This is a genomic window from Bradyrhizobium sp. HKCCYLRH3059 (assembly GCF_051168035.1).
Lineage (GTDB): Bacteria > Pseudomonadota > Alphaproteobacteria > Rhizobiales > Xanthobacteraceae > Bradyrhizobium.
Map to the genome: position 1 here is coordinate 1 of NZ_JBNPUF010000014.1, position 19,988 is coordinate 19,988.

The window sequence follows — 19,988 nt, forward strand, 5'->3', positions numbered from 1 at the left end:
CTTGACGAATCGAGCCGATTTTGAAGTGTCAACCATCTCCCCGAACACCCGTCAGCTATGTCCCCGGGCTGAACACTTCGCTCGCAATGACGCGTATGTTGAAGCAACGAGCCTAGACAACGAAGGCCGGGAGGAAGAGCCAGATGTCCAGCTTCAGCCGCTTCGCCGCGATTGCCGTAGCAGCCTTCCTCCTCTCCGCTGGCCCTTCCCGCGCCCAAGACGCCATCCCTGGTGTCCCCCGCGAGCTGCTCGAGGACATCGCGACCGGCAGCCGCATCCTCGCCGATCTCGGCGTCGTCGACGCCTTCGGCCATGTCAGCGCGCGGCATCCCACCAATCCGCACCACTTCCTGATGGCACGCTCGATCGCGCCGGCGCAGGTGACGGCCAATGACATCATGGAGTTCGATGAGAACGGCGAACCGGTCGATGCGAGGAACCGCGCCGTCTTCCTCGAGCGCTTCATCCATGCCGAGATCTACAAGGCGCGTCCGGACGTCAGCGCGGTGGTGCATACGCATTCGCCGGGCGTCGTGCCGTTCAGCGTCAGCCATACACCCTTGAAGCCGCTGTATCACAACGCCGCCTTCCTCGGCACCGGCGCGCCGGTATGGGACATCGGCAAGGAGTTCGGCGCCACCAACATGCTGGTCAGCAACAATGTGATCGGCAAATCGCTGGCGGCCACGCTTGGCGACAAATCGGTGGTGCTGATGCGCGGCCACGGCGACGTCGCGGTTGGACCGTCGGTCAAGGCCGCCGTGTTCCGCGCCTATTACACCGACGTCAATGCGAAGCTGCAGGCGCAGGCGATCGGGCTCGGCAGAGACGTCACCTATCTCAGCGCCGAGGAGGCCGCCAAGGCCGACGCGGTCAACATGGTGATCATGGACCGCGCCTGGGCGCTGTGGAAGCAGAAGGCGCAGTCGGCGAAATAGTCCCGGAGATTGAATATCATTCCGGGGCAGCGCCGCCCCGGAATCCTGTGACGCGCCGAGCCCGCTGCACCACGCCTTCCGTCTCGACATGGAGCGCGGGCGAGTGCGCGGCGTGCGCACGGAACTTTCCATTCCTTTTACGGTATCGGCCGACCGTGCCGTACAGCGCCGGGCTTGCGCTGGCGCGATGTGCACTGCTGCACTGGTGTCCGACCTCTTTTTGCCGCAAAGCTGACACATATCGCTTAACCTGTCGCGCCGTCATGATTCCTCCAGGCTCACTCCCGCGGATGCCCCTGCATTTTCCTCGTCTTGCTGCCGTTGCGCTCGGTCTCTGCCTGAGTGCGCCCTGCCTGGCTCAGCAGCCGATGCCGGTGACGAGCTCGCCGGAGGAGCGGCCCGACATCGATCTCTACGCGCTGATGTCCGGCACCTGCCGGACCGCAAAGGTCGACGGCCGCGAATTTTCCTGCAAGACGGTGGCGTTCTTTCACAGCGAGAAGGGGCGCGCCCATTTCACCGTCGCGCTCGACGATCCCGCTGACGAGAGCCACATCATCGCGTTCTCCGGCATCAATGGCCGCAGGTCGATCCAGAACGTCTACGAACTGCCGATCGACAGGATGCTGCTGAATTCCAAGCATCGCCCGAAGGTCGATGGCATTCCGGTGCCGGTGACGAAGAGCTCGGCCGGCATGTGCCGTCAGGTCGGCAACTTCGCGATGCTCAAGGTCACGAGCGTGACCTGCTCCGCCAAGGACGACAGCGGCCGCGCCTATGAGCTGCAGTTCGTCTCCGACGGCACGCCCATCACCTTGCGCCGGGTGCGCCAGACGATGACGAACGCCGAGCACAATCCCTATGAATGAGCGCGTCGCGATTGCGGCGACCGCGCGCATCCGCGTCGCCTGACGCGCATCTGCTCCAATCCGCATCTCGAACAGCCATGAACATGAGGGCGCATTCTCGCGGCAGATGATGCCCGAGGCTTACGATCCGTCTCGCCCTCGGGAGTGCAAAGGGCGCAGGGAATGCCGGGTGAAGGCCCCACCCATGGCCCGCCTGCGAAAAAAATGCAGGCGGCAGGTACCACAGGCAAAGCCGGTTCAACCCGGCATTCCCTGCGCGATGGTCTTCACGCTTATACGCAGTCTCCCTGGTGCGCCGGGCTTGTTGGCCACCATTGCGACAATGCGCTTGCGCGCACTGCGCGTGATACCAGCATCGGGGTATCAGGACGCTGCGACTTCACGTCCGCGCATTGCCGTTCGTCCGCACGCTGGACAAGCATGCTGCGGCAACAGCGCGGCCATCGCATCCCCACCTCGCGTGTCGTGACGATCGCGCGCTACGCCCCTCTGCGGTGAGGCGGGATGCGCTACCAAAGCACGATTTTCGAAAAAACGAAAGAAGAAAATGCAGGCGCGCGATCGGTCGTCAAGAGCGCGTTGAACGAACTGAACAAAATCCAGACCGGCGCGTTGCGCGCGACACGCAAGCGGAGCCTCTGTGTAGATTCCCGAAAGCTCATGGCCCTGCTGATTTGCCCGACGTGCCGGCTCGGCCACACTCGCGGCATCGATGATGCTCAGCGCGGGCGCGCCGCCGCGCCCAGGATGTCCTGGGTGGCGCGCCCGAGCCGCCTGGCGGCATCGGCGAGATCCTTCGCCGCAAAGCCCGAATAGCCCAGGATGAAACCGTCGGGCCCGCGCTGCACGATCCGCGCATCCGACAGCAGCCGGCATTCGATGCCGGCGCGGTCGCGGATCAGTTTCGCCGTGCCCTTCGGCGCTGCCGGCGGCAAGGTCGCCAGCAGATGCAGTCCTTGCGACGGCGCGGCCAGTTGCAGGCTGCCTTTGCCGTGCTTGGCGAGCGCCTCGGCGACGACGTCGCGCGCCTGGCGATAGCGCGGGCGCAGCCGCCGCATGTGGGCTGCGAGCACGCCGTCGGCCATCAGGTCGGCCAGAGCGTCCTGCATGAAGGCCGGCGGAAACCGGTCCTGCGCCGCGCGCGCTGCGACGACCCGCGCGACCAGCGCCGGCGGCACCACGAGGTAGCCGAGCCGCAGTCCCGCGAACAGCGTCTTGCCGAAGGTGCCGAGATAGATCACGCGCTCGCCGCCGATGCCGGCCAGCGCCGTCAGCGGCGGGCCGGCAAAGCGGTACTCGCTGTCGTAGTCGTCCTCGAAGATGTAGGCGTCCGCCCTGCGCGCCCAGTCGAGCAGCGCGATGCGCCGCGCCATGCTCATCGCAACGCCGGTCGGAAACTGATGCGATGGCGTCACGTAGGCGGCCTTGGCCGCCATGTACGCCGCCTCGCCCGAGCTCACTATGATTCCTTCATCATCGACGGGCACCGGGACCAGCTTCGCGCCGGTCGTCCTCAACGTATGGCGCGAGGCGACATAGCCCGGATCCTCGAACCAGACGGGATCGCCCGGCGCAAGCAACGCGTCGATGCACAGCCGCAAGCCATGCTGGGTGCCGCTCACGATGAGAATGCAGCTTGGGTCGCAGCGTACGCCCCGACTGGCGGCAAGGTAGTGCGCGACCTGGCTGCGCAGATGCAGGCTGCCGCGCGGATCGCCATAGCCGAGCTCATCCGGCGCGGCGCGGGCGATGCGGCGACGGCTGGCCGCGGCGAGTCGCCGCAAGAGCACGGGATCGACCAGCGTGCAGCCGAGCGCGAACGGCCGGCGCGGCGGAATGCGGATGTCCAGCTCGGCAACTGGTGCGGCGACCTGCGGTGCGGGCAGCCGTGCCGCGACATAGGTGCCGGCGCCGTGGCGCGCCTCGACCAGGCCATCCGACAGCAGCGCCTCATAGGCTGCGACGATCGCGTTGCGGCGAACACCGAGCTGCTCGGCGAGCCCGCGCGTCGAAGGCAGACGAAGGCCGGGCGCGAGCAGGCCGTCGACGATGCCGGTGCGCAGCGCGCCGTGCACCTGCCGCGACTGGCTGCGGATGGTGCGGTCGAGCCGGATCGGCAGCGCCAGCACGTCGTCGCGGCGCCGCGAAGTGGTTGTCTGCTTTCGCATCGAAGTGGAACTCCCGGCAACCACTTTGCCATGGCATGACGTCGACGGAAACAGGAGACTGACGATGTCCGAGCAACAGATGCCGAGCTATCCCGTCGACGACACCAACCGGGTCAAGCGGCGGCATCAGCGCGCCCACTACGATCACGCGACCGTCCATGCCCTGCTCGACTCCGCAACGCTGTGCCACGTCTCCTATGTCATCGACGGCCAGCCCTATTGCACGCCGACGCTGTATTGGCGCGAGGGAACGACGCTGTATTGGCATGGCTCGAGCGCCAGCCGCATGTTGCGCAGCCTGTCCGAGGGACAGCCGGCCTGTCTCACCGTCACCCATCTCGACGGCCTGGTGCTGGCGCGCAGCGCCTTCCATCACTCGGCTGACTATCGCTCGGTGATGGCGTTCGGCCATGCCCGGCTGATCGAGGATCAGGCGGAGAAGGAACGCGCGCTGGTGATGATGGTCGATCGGCTGTTTCCCGGCCGCACGGCGAGTCTGCGCCCGACCACCGAGCAGGAGCTCAAGGCCACGTCGGTCGTGACCATGGAGATCGAAAAGGCATCGGCGAAGATCCGCGCCGCGGGCGTCATCGACGATGAGGAGGACTACGCGCTGCCGATCTATGCCGAGCGCATTCCGGTGCACACCCTGATCGGGTCGCCGGAGCCCGATGGCCGATTGCTGCCGGGCGTCACCCGTCCCGCGACGCTGTCAGGTTTCAGCGCTGGACGGCGGCTCGATGAGGCGCTGACGGAGGCGTATGCGACGAGCTATCCGGCGGGGTAATGCGCGTAGCTACCACGCGATCCGAGGGTGCCTTGCGCAACCCTGGATCGCCTCGTCGCTACGCTCCTCGCAATGACGATCGGAGCAGGCGTAGCGCCACTTTCCGTCATCGCCCGGCTCGACCGGGCGATCCGGTACGCCGAGACGGCCGTGATGGCATCGAGAGCAGCGGCGGACTGGATATCCCGCTTTGGCGGGGTATGACGATGGAACTGCAAACGCGCTGGCTCCCCGGCCGTCATCACGAGCGCCAGCGAAGCGATCCAGGGCCGCATGAAAGGTCTGAATCGCTTCGCTCGCAATGACGACGGAACGAAGCCTGCCTACCGCTCGATCATCCTGTTCCAGCGCGTATTCCATTCGGGGCGCCTGGCGTTGATGACGTCCCAGTCGAGCGTGATCGCGCTCTTCATGTAGCCGTGGAAGGTCGCGAGCTTCTGCTCGGCCGCCGGCGTCGTGGCTTTCGCGGTGGTGTTGGACGGCACGATGTTGCCGGCCGCCAGCGCCTTGGCCTGCGCTTCTGGCGACAGCAGATAGGCGGCGAGCTTCTGCGCCAGCTCGGATTCGGAGTTGTTGGCGATGACGCATTCGGCGACCATCAGCACGACCGAGCCTTCCTTCGGCTGCGCATACTCGACCGGGATGCCCTTCTCCTTCAAGGTCGACACCGCGGTCGGCGTGAGCGGGAAGATCGCGGCCTCGCCGGTCTGCACCATCTCGGAGATCTTGGCCGAGTTCGGAATGTATTCGAGCACGTTCTTGCCGATCGTGTCGGGAAACGCCTTGAAGCCCGGCTCGACATTGGCCTCGCTGCCGCCGTTGATACGGTTGATCATCAGGAAGGCGTGCAGGCCGAAGGTCGAGACCGAGGCCGACTGGAACACGACCTTGTCCTTGAATTTGGGATCGGCGAGATCGAGCCAGGAGGTCGGCGCCGCCCAGCCCTTCTCGTCGAACAGCTTCTTGTTGTAGGCAAGGCCGGTCATGCCGATGTCGATGCCGGCGGCTTTGTCGTCCTTGAGTCGCGCGAACGGCTCGAGCTGGCCGAGCGCCTCGCTCGGCTTCAGCTTCTCGCACAGACCAAGGCCGGCGGCGCGGATCATCACGCCGTCGTCGAGAAACATCACGTGCATCTGCGGCTTGTCCTTCGCCGCGATCGCCTTGGCGAGGATCTCCGACGAGGTGCCGGGCACGACGACGATCTTGACGTCGTTGGCCTTCTCGAAGTCCGGAAACACCGCCTGCGTATAGGTGCGCTCGAAATTGCCGCCGTTCATGCCCACATAAAGCGTCTTGGTTTCCGCATGCGCGGCCGATACAGCGAGGATGAGTGCAAAGGCTGAGCCGAGCGCGGCGCGAGCATCGATCATGGCGAGGTCTCCTTCGATCCTGTCGTCATTGCTGCTTGAGAGGCATCGCCCGGCTGCGATGCAGGTGAGAAACGGGTGATGGCGAAAGGGACGATCGGCGTCGAGGTTTCGCCGTCGCGCACCAGCTCGGCCAGCACCTCGCCGACCCCCGGCGCGATCTGGAAGCCGGCGCCGGAGAAGCCGAAGGCGTGAATCAGTCCCGGCGTCGTCGCGCTCGGCCCGATCACCGGATTGCGGTCGGGCATCGTCGCCTCGGTGCCGCTCCAGAACCGGATTGCCTGGGCATGGCGCAGCGGGCCGAACAGCTCGCTGGCGCGCTGCATGATGGCAAGCACGCCGTCGCTGCGCGGGCGCGAATAGTCGGGATCGGCGAGCGGCGCGGCGCGCTCGCCGCCGACGACGACATTGCCGCGCGTGACCTGCCGCGCATAGATGCCGCCGCCTTCGATGCCGATGTTGACGGTCAGGAACGGATCGAGCGGCTCGGTCACGATCATCGACGGATAGGTGCGCTCCAGCGGCACTGGTTCGTCGAACGCGCGCGCCAAGCCGTCGGCCCAGGCGCCGGCGCTGTTGATCACGGTACGCGTCCTGATGGCAACGTCGCCGGCCTCGATCACGAAGCCCTCGAACGTCCTGATGGCGCCCGTAACCTCCGTGTTCTCCAGCACCTCGGCGCCGGCGCGACGCGCCGCTGCGGCGAAGGCGGTGGCGACCAGCCGGGGATTGGCGTGGCCGTCGCCAGGACAGAACGAACCGCCCACGACGCCGCCCGCGATGCCGAAGCGCTCGTGCAGTTGATTGTGGCCGATCAGCTCGAGAGCGAGCCCGAACGGCGCGACCTCGACGGCGTAGCGCTCCAGGCTCGCCATGTCCGCAGGCGAGCGCGCGAGCTTGAGATGGCCGGAGCGCAGGAACTCGCCGTCGATGCCGATGAGCTGCGCGAGCCGCGGCCAGATTGCATGCGCCCGCTGCGACAGCGGCAGTTGCTCGGGCGGGCGGCCCTGGCGGCGCACGCCGCCATAGTTCACGCCGCTCGCCTGAGCGCCGCAGAAGCCCTTGTCGAGCAGCGTGACGGAGAAGCCCATGCCGCGCAGCGCCAGCGCGGCGGAGCTGCCGACCAGCCCGCCGCCGACGATCGCGACATCGCAGTCAATGCGCCGGGTCATGCTGCCTCTCGTCGAGGGACAGACTCACGGCCACCGGGATCGGCTTGATCGGCGCCTGCGCGCGCAGCCGGCCGACGGCGCCGACGTCGCGGCGTGTCTGCGCAGCCAAGAGCTCCGCGGCGGCCACGCCGCACATGCGGCCCTGGCAGCGGCCCATGCCGATGCGCGTCACCGCCTTCAGGCGATTGATCTCGGTGAGCGAGAAATCCCTGATCGCGCGCCGCGCCTCGCCGGCATCGATCTCCTCGCAGCGGCACAGCAGCGTGTCATCGGCGATGTCGCCCGCCCAATGCGATGGATAGGGAAAGGCGGCTTCGAGCCCATCGCGCAGGCGATCGATCCGCGCCAGCGCATGTTCGAGGGTGGCGGCGCGCACCGAATCATGCGGCAGGCCCCGATCCTCCAACAATGCCAGCGCGGCCCGCTCGCCGGCGGCTTCCGCGGCATCGGCGCCGGCGATGCGGGCGCCGTCGCCGGCGAGGTACACGCCCGCGATGCTGCTGCGGCCACCGGCGTCGCGAACCGGACGATGCGCGCCGTCGCGCGCATCGAAGCGAAAGGCGCAGCCGGCGAGATCAGCAGCCTGAGTCTCCGAGCGCAGACCGAGGCCGTAGCCGACGCCGTCGCAGGTGATCGCGTGTTCGCGCCCGCCGGCCCGATAGACGATGCGCGCCACCCGGCTCTCGCCCTCGATCCGAAGCCGGGACACGCCGGACCGCACGCGCGTTCCGCGCAGCGTCAACTCCAGCGCCATGCGCAACCCACGCAGCACGATGCCCGGCGCGAGCGGCAACGCGCGCAGCAGATTGAGCTTCGCAGACAAGGGCGCCGCGTCGAGCACGGCGGCGACGTCGACGCCGGCCTTCATGTATTGCCAGGCGACCAGATAGAGCAGCGGGCCGGAGCCAGCGAACACCACGCGCCGGCCGATCGCACAGCCCTGCGCCTTCAGCGCGATCTGCGCGCCGCCGAGCGTGAACACGCCCGGCAGGGTCCAGCCGGGGATCGGCAGCACGCGATCGGTCGCCCCGGTCGCGAGGATGAGTCCATCATAATTGATGCGATGGCTGATGCCGTCGCGGAGAATGGCGGCCGCGCCGTCGCGCAGATTCCACAGCAGCGTGTTCGACTGATAGTCGATTGCGGTGCCGAGCGCCGCAAAGTCGTGATGCAGCCGCGCGGCCTTCGAAGCCTCCGAGCCGTAGCGCGCCGTGGCATCGCGGCCGTCGGGACTCAGCGGCTGGCGATAGATCTGGCCGCCGCAGGCGTGGCCTTCATCGACCACGATCGGCCGCAGGCCGGCCGCGACCAATGTCATCGCGGCGCGGATGCCGGCCGGGCCGGCGCCGACGATCAGGGGAGATGCGCGCTCAGCCATGGCCGCGCCCTCGTCGTGTGATGATGTCCATGCCTTCGGTAAGCGGCGTCGTGCAGGCGCGCAGCCGCTCGCCGCTCGCGAGCTGCACCCAGCAGTCCTGGCAGGCGCCCATCTGGCAGAAGCCGGCCCGCGGCGCGGCGGAAAACTCGCTGTAGCGAAGCCGGTCGACCTGGCAGAGCATGGCCGTCAGCACGGTGTCGCCGGCGCGGCCGTCGCAGGGCACGCCATCGATCGCGAAGGAGATGACGGCGCTGTCGTTGCGGACGAGACGATGCAACAGCGGCATGGTGTCAGCCCTGCCCCACGAGGATCTTGTCGAGGCCGAAGATGCGGTCGAGCAGCAGCATCGCCGCCGCCGTCACCGCGATCATCAGCGCCGATACGGCAGCCATCATCGGATCGATCGATTCGGTCGCGTACATGTACATGCGCACCGGCAGGGTGATCGTGGCGGGCGAAGTGATGAAGATCGACATCGTGAGCTCGTCGAAGGAGTTGATGAAGGCGAGCAGCCAGCCGCCGGTGATGCCGGGCAGGATCATCGGCACGGTGATGCGGCGGAACACGATCCAGCCGGAAGCGCCCAGGGTCACCGCCGCCTGCTCGGCGCTGCGGTCGAGGCCGGACAGGGCGGCCAGAACCAAGCGGAGCACATAAGGCGTGACGACGACAATGTGACCTGCGGTCAGCCACAGCAGGCTGCCGGTGGCGCCGAGCAGCGCGAACAGCCGCAGCAGCGCAACGCCGAGCACGAGATGCGGGATCATCAGGGGCGACAGGAACAGCGCGTTCAGCGCCGCGCGGCCGCGGAAGTCGTAGCGATCGAGCGCGAGGCCGGCGGCGACCGCGAGCACGACCGCAATCGTCGCGGCTGTTGCCGCAACCCACAGGCTGTTGAGGAAGGAGGCGACGAAATCCGGATGCGCGAACACGGCTGTGAACCAGCGCAGCGAGACCTGCGTGGTCGGCAATGTCAACGTGTTGGCCGGCGTGAACGCGACGAGGCAGATCACGATGAGCGGCGCCAGCACGAAGCCAGTGACGAGCGCATGAAAGACCAGGGCGATCGGACCGTTGTGGCGCATGCCGCTCACCCCAACATCCGCCTGGCGCGCGCCTCGACGACGCGCTGATAGGCCAGCATGATGACGAGATTGATCACCAGCACGAGAATCGCGATGGCGGCCCCCAGCGGCCAGTTCAGCTCGTGCATGTATTCGTCATAGACCAGCGTCGCCGCCATCTTCAGCCGCCGGCCGCCGAGCAGCGCGGGGATCGCGAAGGCCGAGGCCGAAAGTCCGAACACCACCAGGCTGCCCGACAGCAGCCCCATCGTCACCTGCGGCAGCACTACGCGGCGCAGCGCCGTGAAGCGCGAGGCGCCGAGCGTCCAGGCGGCGGCCTCGACCATCGGATCGAGCTTCTGCAGCGAGGTCCAGACCGGGATGACCATGAACGGCAGCATCACATGGACGAGCGCGATGACGATGGCCGTCTCGGTGTAGAGGATCCTGACCGTGCCGAGCCCGAGCGCACGGAAGGCCTCGTTGACGAGGCCCGTGGGGCCGAGCAGCATGCTCCAGCCAAAGGCGCGCACCACGACCGAAACCAGCAGCGGGCCGATGATCGCGAGCAGGAACGCCGAGCGCCAGGGCTCGCGCATGCGCGCCAGGATGTAGGCCTCGGGCGCGCCGATCACGGCGCAGATCAGCGTGGTCAGCGCGGCGAGCCGCAGCGTGCGCCAGAAGATATTGAGAAAGTAGCTGTCGGAGAGGATGCCGATGTAGTGCGCCAGCGTGGTCTCGTCCTTGACGCCGGTCGCGGCGTCATAGACGTGGAACGACAGCGCCAGGGTGAGCCCGAGCGGCACGACCACCAATGCGGTGAACAGCAGCGCGCCCGGCGCCGCCAGCAGCCATGGTGTCGTCGCGCGCGTGCCGCTCATGCCGACTGCGCTCCATCGGGCTTCGACGCGCGCGCGCTGGCGCTGCTCCAGGCGAGACCGACCTGATCGCCCTCGCACGCCGGCTCCTCGCCCGCATTGGGCAGGGCGACGCCGATCAATCCGGCGGGCGTCTCCACGGTGAAGAACCAGGTGCTGCCGAGGAAGAAGCGCGCTCTGATGCGGCCATCGAGCACGCCGGCGCCGGGAGTTGTCAGGCCGATCTTCTCCGGCCGGATCGCGAGCACGGCGGCCGTGCCGTCGGTGAGGTCAGCCCCCTCACACGGCAGCAGGCGCCCGCCGATCTCGACGCCCCCGTTGCGCCGCACGCCGGACAGCCGGTTCATCTTGCCGACGAAGGAGGAGATGAACGGCGTCACCGGATTTTCGTAGAGCCGATAGGGCGCGTCGATCTGCATGATGCGGCCCTGCTCCATCACCACCACGCGATCGCTCATCGACAGCGCCTCGCTCTGGTCGTGCGTCACCATGATCGTGGTGGTGCCGACGCGCTGCTGGATGCCGCGCAGCTCGAACTGCATCTCCTCGCGCAGCTTGGCGTCGAGATTGGACAAGGGCTCGTCGAGCAGCAGCACCGGCGGATCGATGACGAGCGCGCGCGCCACCGCGACGCGCTGACGCTGCCCGCCGGAGAGCTGGCGTGGATAGCGGTCGGCGAGCGCGGCGAGTTGCACCAGCGCCAGCGCCTGTTTGACGCGCGCCTCGCGCTCGGCCCTGATCACCTTGCGCATTTCGAGTCCGAAGGCGACGTTCTGCGCCACCGTCATGTGCGGAAACAGCGCGTAGCTCTGGAAGACGATGCCGAGGCCGCGGCGATCGGGCTTCTCGTGGGTGATGTCGCGACCGTCGAGCGTGATGCGCCCCGACGTCGGCTCGACCAGGCCGGCGATCATCTGCAGCGTCGTGGTCTTGCCGCAGCCGGAGGGGCCGAGCAGCGAGATGAACTCGCCCTTGGCGACGCTGAGATTGACGTCGCTGACCGCAGCGACATCGCCGTAGAGCTTCGTCAGACCGTCCAGCGTCAGGAAACCCATGCGTCCTCGCGCGGGAGGCTCCCTTCGCCATCAGCAGGGATTGCCGCCCTGGGGCTCTTTCATGCCGGCGGGCAACGCAGATGGTCAATCATGTATTCCGATATCCTGAATTTATCTGTCTAAAATTCTGATATATGAAATCTGTGCGACGAATTTGACTCCATCATTCACCAGATCAGATGACGACAGCCGACACCGATTCGTCCTCCAGCCTTCGCCGGGCCCTAAAGCTGCTGCGCATCCTCGCCGAGGGCGACCCCGACGGGCTGCGGCTGAAGGACATCGCGGAGACCGCGGGCTGCAGCCAGCCGACCGCGCATCGCATGCTGCAGGACCTCGCCGCCGAGGGTTTCGCCGAACAGGCCGCCGGCAAGCGCTATCGCCTGGCGCTCGACTTCTACGTGCTCGCCGCACGCGCGGGCCAAGCCAGCGGCCTGCGCGAGGCGGCGCGGCCGGCGCTGCTGCGGCTGTCGGCGACCTTGAGCGACACGATCTTCCTTTTGGTGCGCAACGGCTTCGATGCGGTCTGTCTCGACCGCGTCGAAGGACCGTTTCCAATCCGCTCCTTCACCGGCGACATCGGCGGCAAGGTGCCGCTCGGGCTTGGCCAGGGCAGCCTCACGATTCTCGCCAACCTGCCCGAGGACGAGCAGGAGGCCGTGATCCGCTTCAACATCCCGCGCCTGCTCGATCGCGGCTTCCTCGACGAGGCCTCGCTGCGCAGTGCGCTGGCGCAGGCGCGCGCGCAAGGCTGGGTCAATACCAGCACCGGCCTCATTCCCGGCATGGCCGGCGTCGGCGTGCCCGTGCTCGACGCGCGTGGCAACGCGGTGGCTGCGCTCAGCGTGGGCACGCTGGCGGAGCGGCTGAACGCGGACCGGCTGCCGCATGTGGTCAAGATCCTGCAGGGCGAGGCGCAGGTGCTGGCCGGCAAGCTCAACCCGTTCGACGTGGCTTTGCGCTATCCATCACGGAGCTTGAGCACGATCGGGGGGAATTAGTCCTTCTCCATCACGACCACCGTCATTCCGGGGCAAGGCCGCAGGCCTTGAACCCGGAATCTCGACGCTGCCTTGCGTTCGTTTCCAACAATCTCGAGATTCCGGGTTCAATCGCGCACACGCCGTCGCGTGTGCACGATTGCCCCGGAATGACGGTGAGTTGCTCGGCGCCGTGCAACTTACGTTAGGCGCTCAGGTCACCCACTCCGCGCGGATGCCGCCCTTCCCAACTTCGCGCTCGGGCTCGCGCCAGGCGAAGGTGAACAACCCCATCGGCTCGACCTGTTCGAGCTCATCGCGGGCAATGTCGCGCGCGATCACGACGATGAAGGGCGCCGGCGGTTTCTCGACCTTCAATTGCCGCGGCGGCGAGAACACCGTGCCGACGCTTTCGACCAGCAGCGGCCGCGGCGCCTCGTGGATCTTCACCAGGCCCTTGATCCGCAGCAGGCGCTCGCCGAGCCGGCCTGCGACATTGTCGAGCCAGCCGGCGAGATCGGCATAGGCGATCTCCGCCCGCGGGCGGACGAGGCAGAGCGCGAGGCGCGGATGCGCGGCGGTCAGATCAGGCGTGACCTCGCGCAGCGGCAGCGAAGCCGTGAGTGGCGCGAACGCAGCCGCTACGATCACGGCGCGATCGGCGTTGGCGATGGGCTCCGCGACAGGATTGAGCTGCGCAATCGAGACCGGCGATCCAGCCAAGGCGGCCGGCGCAAGGTCGGCCTTGGTCGCAACGATGCGGTGCGCTGCGGCCCATTGCGCCGCAGCCTCCTCGAATGCGGCGACGGCCAGCCCGCGCGTGAGGTCATAGGTTGCGATGACCGCAACGCGCATGCGATGCTCGGCGAGCGTTGCAAGCTGGCGCAGCACGGGGCCGGGCATCGACAGGCCCGAGGTTTCCAGGATGATCCGGCGCAACGGCGGCAGGCCGGCGGGCCGCGGCGCCATGATCAGGCGGTCGATGGTGAAGGCGAGATCGCTGCCGATCTGGCAGCACACGCAGCCGTTCGACAGCGTCGCCATCGGCACGTCGTCGCCGCTCTCGCGCAGCAGCACGCCGTCCAGGCCGACCTCGCCGGCCTCGTTGACGATAACAGCGGTGTCCGACGCCGTTTCCGCGCTCAGGACATCGCGCAGCAGCGACGTCTTGCCCGAGCCGAGAAAGCCGGTGAGGACGAAGAAGTCGATGCTGCCGACGCTCATGGCGCCGCGGCGTCCTTGTCTTTATCCTTGGCGGCGTATTTCTCCGGCACGTCGCTTTCCCAGCTCGCCTTGACCAGCTCGCGCACGTCGGCGAGCAGCTCCTCGGTGTCGTAGATGATGCCGTCCTTGATCGTGTATTTGAGGCCGCGGTGCCACTCGACCGCGTTGGTCGTGTCGTTGAAGCGCATCGCGCCGGTGCCATAGAGCAGCTTGAAATCGGTCAGCGGATTGTGGTCGTGCACCAGCATGTCGGCGCGCATGCCGATGTCGATGGTGCCGATCTCGTCCTGCAGCCCGCACAGCGCGGCGCCCTGCGAGGTCGCCGAGCGGATCACCTCCAGCGGATGGAAGCCCGCCTCCTGCAGCAGCTCCAGCTCACGGACATAGCCGAAGCCGAAGATCTGGTAGATGAAGCCGGAATCCGAGCCGGTGCAGACCCGGCCGCCGCGGTTCTTGTACTCGTTGATGAACGCCATCCAGCGCCGGTAGTTCTCCTTCCACTCGATCTCGTTCTGGGTCGACCAGCGATACCAGTACGAGCCGTGGCCGCCGCGCTGCGGCGTGAAGTAGTCCCACATCGACTTCCAGGTGTACTCCTTGTGCCAATAGGCCTGGCGCGCCCGCATCAGGTCGCGGTTGGCGTCGTAGATCGTGAAGGTCGGCACGAAGGTGAAACCGATCTCCAGGAACTGCTCCAGCACCTCGTTCCACTTGGCCGAGCCGGGCTCGGCGCCCTGCCTGAACATCTGCCCCGAGACCGAGAAGCGGAAATATTCATCGGTGTAGTTGTAGTCGAGCGGGAAGTTCTGGATCACGCGGTCTTCGAACAGCGCCTCCGGCAGGCCGTAATAATGCTCCGCGCTCGTCAGGCCCCACTTCGCCGTGGTCAGCGCATTCATGCGCGACACCGCCATCTGGGCGTGATGGCAGCCGGTGCGCAGGCCGATCTGTTTGCACTCGTCGAGCGCGGCTTCCATGATCGCGGGCGGCGCGCCGAAGAACTTGATGCCGTCGGCGCCGCGCTCCTTGACCTGACGCAGCCAGGTGCGCCCCTGCTCCGGCGTGTAGATCGTCTTGACCATGTCGTTGACGGCCGGGAAATAGGCATAGGCGAGCAGCCGCGGCGCGGCGATCGTGTTGTTCTCGGCGCGCTCTTTCTGGTCGAGCATCCAGGACAGCCCGTTCATCGAGCCCATCTCGCGCACCGTGGTGACGCCATGCGCCAGCCAGAGCTTGTAGACGTAGTCGACCGGCGGCACCCAGCCATTGGCGGAGTGATAGGCAACGCCGGCATGGGCGTGGCAGTCGACGAAGCCCGGCGTCACCCATTTTCCGCGACAGTCGATCTCGTGATCGGCCGGTTCGCCAGCGTTGCCGGCATAGCCATAGCCGACGATCTTCTTGATGCTGACGATGCGGCCGTTCTCGACGATGATGTCGACCGGCCCGATCGGCGGCGCCCCGGTGCCGTCGATGACAGTGGCGCTGCGCAGCGCCAGCCGCTTGAACGGCCCGATCCCGCGATCCCGCGTCGTCGCCTTCGGCACGATCGGCGCCGCGCCCTTGTTCCGGATGAAGGCGAGCTCATCGCCAGGGAGCATCTGTTCCGTCACGACGGCGTGTCCTCCATTTGAGACCGTAGGGTGGGCAAAGCGCAGCGTGCCCACCATGCGTCTGCTTTCTTCCAAGATGGTGGGCACAGCGCTGCGCGCCTTTGCCCACCCTACGCATCGTCTTCCCGTCATTGCGAGCGGAGCAAAGCAATCCAGGGCCAGGAAGCAAGTCTGGATTGCTTCGTCGCTGCGCTTCTCGCAATGACGGCGTCTACCGTCACCCCGCCCTGTACTTCCGCGCGAACGCCACGCTGCCGAACACCGTGAAGGCCATGGTCACCGCCAGCAGCATGAAGGCGAGGGCGGCGCCCATCGGCCAGTTGTTGCCGCGCACGAACTGGTCGTACACGGCAGGCGCCATCATCTTGAATCGCGGGCCGCCGAGAAGCACCGCCGTTGCATAGGTGTTCATGCACAAAACGAACACCAGGATCGAGCCGGCGGCGACGCCGGGACCCGACAGCGGCAGGATCACCCGCCAGAACACGCGCGCGCCTGAGGCGCCGAGATTGGCGGCGGCATATTCGAGGTCGCGGGGGATGCTCTCGATGACCGCGGACAGCGTCAGGATCATGTAGGGCAGCACGACGGCGATGATGCCGATGATGACCGCCTTGGTCGTGTACATGATCTCCAGCGGCGTGGAGATCAGGCCGAGCTTCATCAGAACCGTGTTGACGAGCCCGTCGCGCGCGAACAGCGCCATCCAGCCGGCCGAGCGCACGACATTGCCGACCAGCAGCGGAAACAGGGTCGCGATGACGACCAGGCTCTTCCAGCGGCTCTCCATGCGGCCGAGCCAATAGGCCGCCGGAAAGGCGAGAATCAGCGTGAGCAAAGTACACAGCAGCGCGATGCCCAGCGTGGCCAGGATGATCTGCTGGTAGTACGGATCGGTCGCGGCCTTGACGTAGTTGTCCGGCGACAGCGCCTGCACCATCAGCTGGGTCGGGCTGAACTGGTTGAGCGAGATCCGGAACATCAGGATCATCGGCCCGACCAGCAGCGCCAGGACCAGCAGACAGGCAGGAACGACCAGCAGCGCCATCGCGCGAGCTCCGATTGCAGATAAGCGGCGCATCGGCCGCGTGCTCCTGCGGCCGGTGCCGCAGGAGCGAGGTTTTGAGGCTCAGGCCTTGAACTCCTTGTTCCAGAAGTCGAGCGTGCGCTGCGCACGCCCGGCGGCGTAGGCATAATCCGGCTTCAGCAGCCGCGCGCGCTCGGCCTCGGTCAGGCTGACCTGCTTGGCGAGATCCTCCGGCAGCGGCGCATCGGTGACCGTCGGGACATAGCCCATCTTGTCGGCGAAGCCGCCTTGCGCCTTGGCGTCCAGCATCGCGTCGAGATAGGCGAAACCGCCGGCCTTGTTCTTGGCGTTCTTCGGCACCGCGGCCTGGAACACGATCGCCGGCGTGCCTTCCTTCGGCACGACATGGGCGAGCGGAATGCCGGACTTCTTCCACATGAAGCCGCGGGCAAGCCACATCGTGGTGATCCAGACCTCCTCCGACTTCAGCGCCGCCGCCAGCGCCTCGTTCGAAGGATAGATCTTCACGTCGAGCGAGCGCCATTCCATCAGCTTCTTCTCGGCCGGATCGAGATTGCTGACGCCGCCGCCGCCGGCGAGCGCCGCGGCCAGCGTGTTGTTGGGATAGAGGATGTCGGCGAGACCGATGCGGCCGCGCCATTTCGGATCCCACAGATCGGCGAAGGATTGCGGCGGCGTCTTCACCTGGTTGGTATTGTAGAGGATCACCTGCGCCGAATAGATGTGCGGGATCGCGATGTCGCTCTTGAGCTCCGGGAACACCTTGTCGAGCCGCTTCACCTGGGCTGCATCGACCTTTTCGAACACGTCCGACTGCGACACGATGTAGGTATCGTTGTCGGACAGGCACGACACGTCCATCGAGCCGCGGCGACTCTGCCGCTCGGCCAGCAGCTTGGTCTTGCGCGGATCGGCGTTGGCGACGTCCTGCACGATCTCGAACCCCTTCGGCGTCATGATCGGCTTATCGATGATGTCGGAGAGCAACTGACCGTAGTCGCCGCCCCAGGTGCCGACCACGACCTGTCCGCCTTCGGCGCGGGCAGTGGGCATGCCGGAGGCCAGCGCGGCGACGCCGGCGCTGGCGGAGAGAAAATGTCGTCGCGAAATCATGGGAGAACCTCTCGCTGTGGATGGATGCGTTACGAAGATGTCTGCGGCACGAGACGCGGGACCTTGCGGTCCCACTGCAGGGACACGGGATCGTTCGGTTTGAGTGTTGCCAGCGGCTCGCTCGCGTCGGGCGTTGGCCTGACGGCCACCAGCGTCTCGTCGCCGATCGCCACCACATATTCGCTCTGCGCGCCCATATAGGTGATCGCCAGCACGCGGCCGCGCACCTCGCCGGACTCGCCGGCCACCACTGCAATGCGTTCAGGCCGCAGCGCGAAGGCATCGGCATCACCGCGCTCGCCGCTGGCGACATCGACCGGCAGCAGCAGGCCAGCGCTGGTACGGAAGTTATTGGCGTCCGCACGCCGGCCGGCCAGGATGTTGCAACGGCCGACGAAGTCGGCGACGAAGGCATCCCTGGGCGAATCATACAGCTCCTGCGGTGTGCCGATCTGGCGGACGCGGCCGCCCTCCATGACCACGAGGCGGTCGGCCATCGTCAGCGCCTCCTCGCGGTCGTGCGTCACCATCAAGGTGGTCAGGCCGAGCCGCTGCTGCAGCGCGCGGATCTCGAGCCGCACCTCGGCGCGCAGCTTGGCATCGAGGTTGGACAACGGCTCGTCGAGCAGGAAGATGCGCGGATTGATCACCAGCGCCCGTGCCAGCGCGACGCGCTGCTGCTGGCCGCCCGACAATTGCCGCGGCAGCCGGTCGGCGAGATGCGACAGCCGCACCAGCCTGAGCGCCTCCTCGATCTTCGTCTTGCGCTCGGCCGCACTGATGCCGCGCATCTCCAGGCCAAAGCCGACATTGTCGGCCGCGCTCATGTGCGGAAACAGCGCGTAGGACTGGAACACCATGCCGGTCGCACGCTTGTAGGCCGGCAGATGCGTAACGTCCTCGCGGTCGAACAGCACGCGGCCACTGGTCGGCGGCAGGAAGCCGGCGACCATGCGCAAGGTCGTCGTCTTGCCGCAGCCGGAGGGTCCGAGCAGCGCGACCAGCTCGCCCTCGCCGACGGCGAGATCGAGCCCCTCCACGCCGATCGACGTGCCGAAGCGCTTGGTCAGCTTCTCCAGGGTGAGCTGCGCCATCACACCACCCGCGACAGCTTGACGAAGCGGTCGGTCGCCACCATCAGAATGCCAACCAGCGCGATCTGCACAGTGGCGACCGCGGCGAGCGTCGGATCGATGCGGAATTCGAGGTAGTTCAGCATCGCAACCGGCAAGGTGATCCGGCCGGGACCGACCAGCAGCATCGACAGATCGAGATTCTCGAAGCTCTGGATGAACGAGAACATCGCCGCCGCGACGATGCCGGAGCGCATCATCGGCAGGGTGATACGGCGGAACACCGTGAACGGGCTGGCGCCGAGATTGGCGGCGGCCTCCTCGGCGGCACGGTCGAGCCCCTGCAGGCTGGCGACCACGAGCCGCACCGTCCACGGAATCGCCAGCAGCGTATGCGCGGCGACGAGGCCTTCCGTGGTTGCCTTGATGTCGCGGTCGAGCAGGTCCTCGGCGAGCACATAGAACATGTAGAGGCCGGAGCCGGCGACGACGCCGGGCACGGCCAGCGGCGCCAGCAGGAACGACGACAGCGCCTGGCGGCCACGGAACTCGCCCCGCACGATGGCAAGCGCCGCCGCAGTGCCAATGGGCACGCCGATCGCGGTCGCGAGCAGCGCGACCTGGAAGCTGGTCACGAGGCCACGCAGAAATTCCGGCTTGCTCAGCGCGTTCGCGTACCATTTCAGCGACAGGCCCGGCGGCGGAAAGCTCACGATCTCCTGCGCGAAGAAGCTGGTCACGACGATCATGACGACGGGCGCGAAGATGATTGCGTAGGCGACGACGATCAGTGTCCGCACTGCGAATTGGCCGAGTGATATTTGTCCCGTAAAACGGAACAGCATTGCAGACACCTCAACAAACAGATCAGCGACTTGTGCAGCGGCATCGTAGTCGGCAGCTCCGCTGCCGCCAAGCCTGTGCCACGAGTTATCGCAATGCACATTCGCATGGGCGCAGCGACGCGGCGATCCTGACGCGTGATGCGGCGGCAGCGCCATCTTGGCGCTAGCCCCGTGCGCACGTGAAACCGTCGCCGGCGCGCTCGATTTCCGACTTTCGGAATCTTCGAGGACCGAGCAGGCGGACTTGACGCCTGCGCGACGGTCCGTCGCAACGGCGCGGATTTGAGCAATGCGTGCTCAATTCTTGCACCGGCACGATCCAATATTTTGTGCGCCCACGGACAAGCCATCCGCGCAGGCCCGCACCTAAGCTTGCCTTCGAGCTTGGACCGGGGCGACGGCACCAATGCACCGCC

18 protein-coding genes are annotated in these 19,988 nt (G+C 66.9%); 4 read left to right on the forward strand and 14 right to left on the reverse strand.

The features are described 5' to 3' along the window. The first annotated feature begins 143 nt into the window (after positions 1 to 143). Positions 144 to 938 (forward strand): class II aldolase/adducin family protein, encoded by a 795-nt coding sequence (locus ACQR13_RS30740; protein WP_434863527.1) that lies wholly within the window; start codon positions 144 to 146, stop codon positions 936 to 938. Between the two features lie 290 nt (positions 939 to 1,228). Further along, positions 1,229 to 1,807, forward strand: a complete 579-nt coding sequence (locus tag ACQR13_RS30745) for a hypothetical protein (protein ID WP_316184102.1) — start codon at positions 1,229 to 1,231, stop codon at positions 1,805 to 1,807. A 719-nt stretch (positions 1,808 to 2,526) separates the two neighbouring features. Here the strand turns inward: ACQR13_RS30745 and ACQR13_RS30750 are convergent. Beyond that, on the reverse strand, positions 2,527 to 3,975 hold the full coding sequence (locus ACQR13_RS30750) for a PLP-dependent aminotransferase family protein (RefSeq protein WP_315825343.1): 1,449 nt from the start codon (positions 3,973 to 3,975) through the stop codon (positions 2,527 to 2,529). A gap of 64 nt (positions 3,976 to 4,039) precedes the next feature. Between ACQR13_RS30750 and ACQR13_RS30755 the strand changes: the two genes are divergently transcribed. Then, positions 4,040 to 4,762 (forward strand): pyridoxamine 5'-phosphate oxidase family protein, encoded by a 723-nt coding sequence (locus ACQR13_RS30755; RefSeq protein WP_434863528.1) that lies wholly within the window; start codon positions 4,040 to 4,042, stop codon positions 4,760 to 4,762. 323 nt (positions 4,763 to 5,085) lie between these two features. On the opposite strand, the gene ACQR13_RS30760 is transcribed toward ACQR13_RS30755, so the two are convergent. Genes ACQR13_RS30760 through ACQR13_RS30790 form a run of 7 tightly spaced genes read right to left on the reverse strand, consistent with a single transcriptional unit; the run spans position 5,086 to position 11,676 of the window. After that, on the reverse strand, positions 5,086 to 6,132 hold the full coding sequence (locus tag ACQR13_RS30760) for an ABC transporter substrate-binding protein (RefSeq protein ID WP_434863529.1): 1,047 nt from the start codon (positions 6,130 to 6,132) through the stop codon (positions 5,086 to 5,088). Then, on the reverse strand, positions 6,129 to 7,301 hold the full coding sequence (locus ACQR13_RS30765; RefSeq protein ID WP_434863530.1) for an NAD(P)/FAD-dependent oxidoreductase: 1,173 nt from the start codon (positions 7,299 to 7,301) through the stop codon (positions 6,129 to 6,131). The genes ACQR13_RS30760 and ACQR13_RS30765 overlap by 4 nt, the downstream gene beginning before the upstream one ends. Beyond that, positions 7,285 to 8,679, reverse strand: a complete 1,395-nt coding sequence (locus ACQR13_RS30770; RefSeq protein ID WP_434863531.1) for an FAD-dependent oxidoreductase — start codon at positions 8,677 to 8,679, stop codon at positions 7,285 to 7,287. The genes ACQR13_RS30765 and ACQR13_RS30770 overlap by 17 nt, the downstream gene beginning before the upstream one ends. After that, entirely contained in the window at positions 8,672 to 8,965 is a 294-nt protein-coding gene (locus tag ACQR13_RS30775) for a (2Fe-2S)-binding protein (protein WP_316195605.1), read from the reverse strand. Before ACQR13_RS30775 ends, ACQR13_RS30770 begins: the two co-directional genes overlap by 8 nt. A 4-nt stretch (positions 8,966 to 8,969) precedes the next feature. Then, positions 8,970 to 9,764, reverse strand: coding sequence for an ABC transporter permease (locus ACQR13_RS30780; protein WP_315754392.1), 795 nt, complete (start codon positions 9,762 to 9,764; stop codon positions 8,970 to 8,972). Positions 9,765 to 9,769: 5 nt separating this feature from the next. After that, positions 9,770 to 10,624 (reverse strand): ABC transporter permease, encoded by an 855-nt coding sequence (locus tag ACQR13_RS30785; protein WP_316165860.1) that lies wholly within the window; start codon positions 10,622 to 10,624, stop codon positions 9,770 to 9,772. Further along, entirely contained in the window at positions 10,621 to 11,676 is a 1,056-nt protein-coding gene (locus ACQR13_RS30790) for an ABC transporter ATP-binding protein (protein ID WP_315713567.1), read from the reverse strand. The genes ACQR13_RS30785 and ACQR13_RS30790 overlap by 4 nt, the downstream gene beginning before the upstream one ends. 179 nt (positions 11,677 to 11,855) lie before the next feature. Here ACQR13_RS30790 and ACQR13_RS30795 point away from each other — a divergent pair, with 179 nt between their 5' ends. Continuing rightward, complete coding sequence (locus tag ACQR13_RS30795) at positions 11,856 to 12,677, forward strand: IclR family transcriptional regulator (protein ID WP_316184117.1); 822 nt, start codon at positions 11,856 to 11,858, stop codon at positions 12,675 to 12,677. A gap of 192 nt (positions 12,678 to 12,869) precedes the next feature. Here ACQR13_RS30795 and ACQR13_RS30800 read toward each other — a convergent pair whose 3' ends face one another. From ACQR13_RS30800 to ACQR13_RS30825, 6 genes are all read right to left on the reverse strand, one after another. Next, complete coding sequence (locus ACQR13_RS30800; protein WP_434863532.1) at positions 12,870 to 13,880, reverse strand: CobW family GTP-binding protein; 1,011 nt, start codon at positions 13,878 to 13,880, stop codon at positions 12,870 to 12,872. Further along, on the reverse strand, positions 13,877 to 15,481 hold the full coding sequence (locus ACQR13_RS30805; RefSeq protein WP_410052334.1) for an amidohydrolase family protein: 1,605 nt from the start codon (positions 15,479 to 15,481) through the stop codon (positions 13,877 to 13,879). The genes ACQR13_RS30800 and ACQR13_RS30805 overlap by 4 nt, the downstream gene beginning before the upstream one ends. A 229-nt stretch (positions 15,482 to 15,710) precedes the next feature. Continuing rightward, complete coding sequence (locus tag ACQR13_RS30810; RefSeq protein ID WP_316193645.1) at positions 15,711 to 16,541, reverse strand: ABC transporter permease; 831 nt, start codon at positions 16,539 to 16,541, stop codon at positions 15,711 to 15,713. A gap of 81 nt (positions 16,542 to 16,622) precedes the next feature. Then, positions 16,623 to 17,654: an ABC transporter substrate-binding protein gene (locus ACQR13_RS30815; protein ID WP_315754406.1), complete on the reverse strand. Its 1,032-nt coding sequence runs from the start codon at positions 17,652 to 17,654 to the stop codon at positions 16,623 to 16,625. Positions 17,655 to 17,683: 29 nt separating this feature from the next. Continuing rightward, entirely contained in the window at positions 17,684 to 18,748 is a 1,065-nt protein-coding gene (locus tag ACQR13_RS30820) for an ABC transporter ATP-binding protein (RefSeq protein ID WP_315713573.1), read from the reverse strand. Next, on the reverse strand, positions 18,748 to 19,572 hold the full coding sequence (locus tag ACQR13_RS30825) for an ABC transporter permease (RefSeq protein WP_316193644.1): 825 nt from the start codon (positions 19,570 to 19,572) through the stop codon (positions 18,748 to 18,750). The genes ACQR13_RS30820 and ACQR13_RS30825 overlap by 1 nt, the downstream gene beginning before the upstream one ends. Between the last annotated feature and the right edge of the window lie 416 nt (positions 19,573 to 19,988).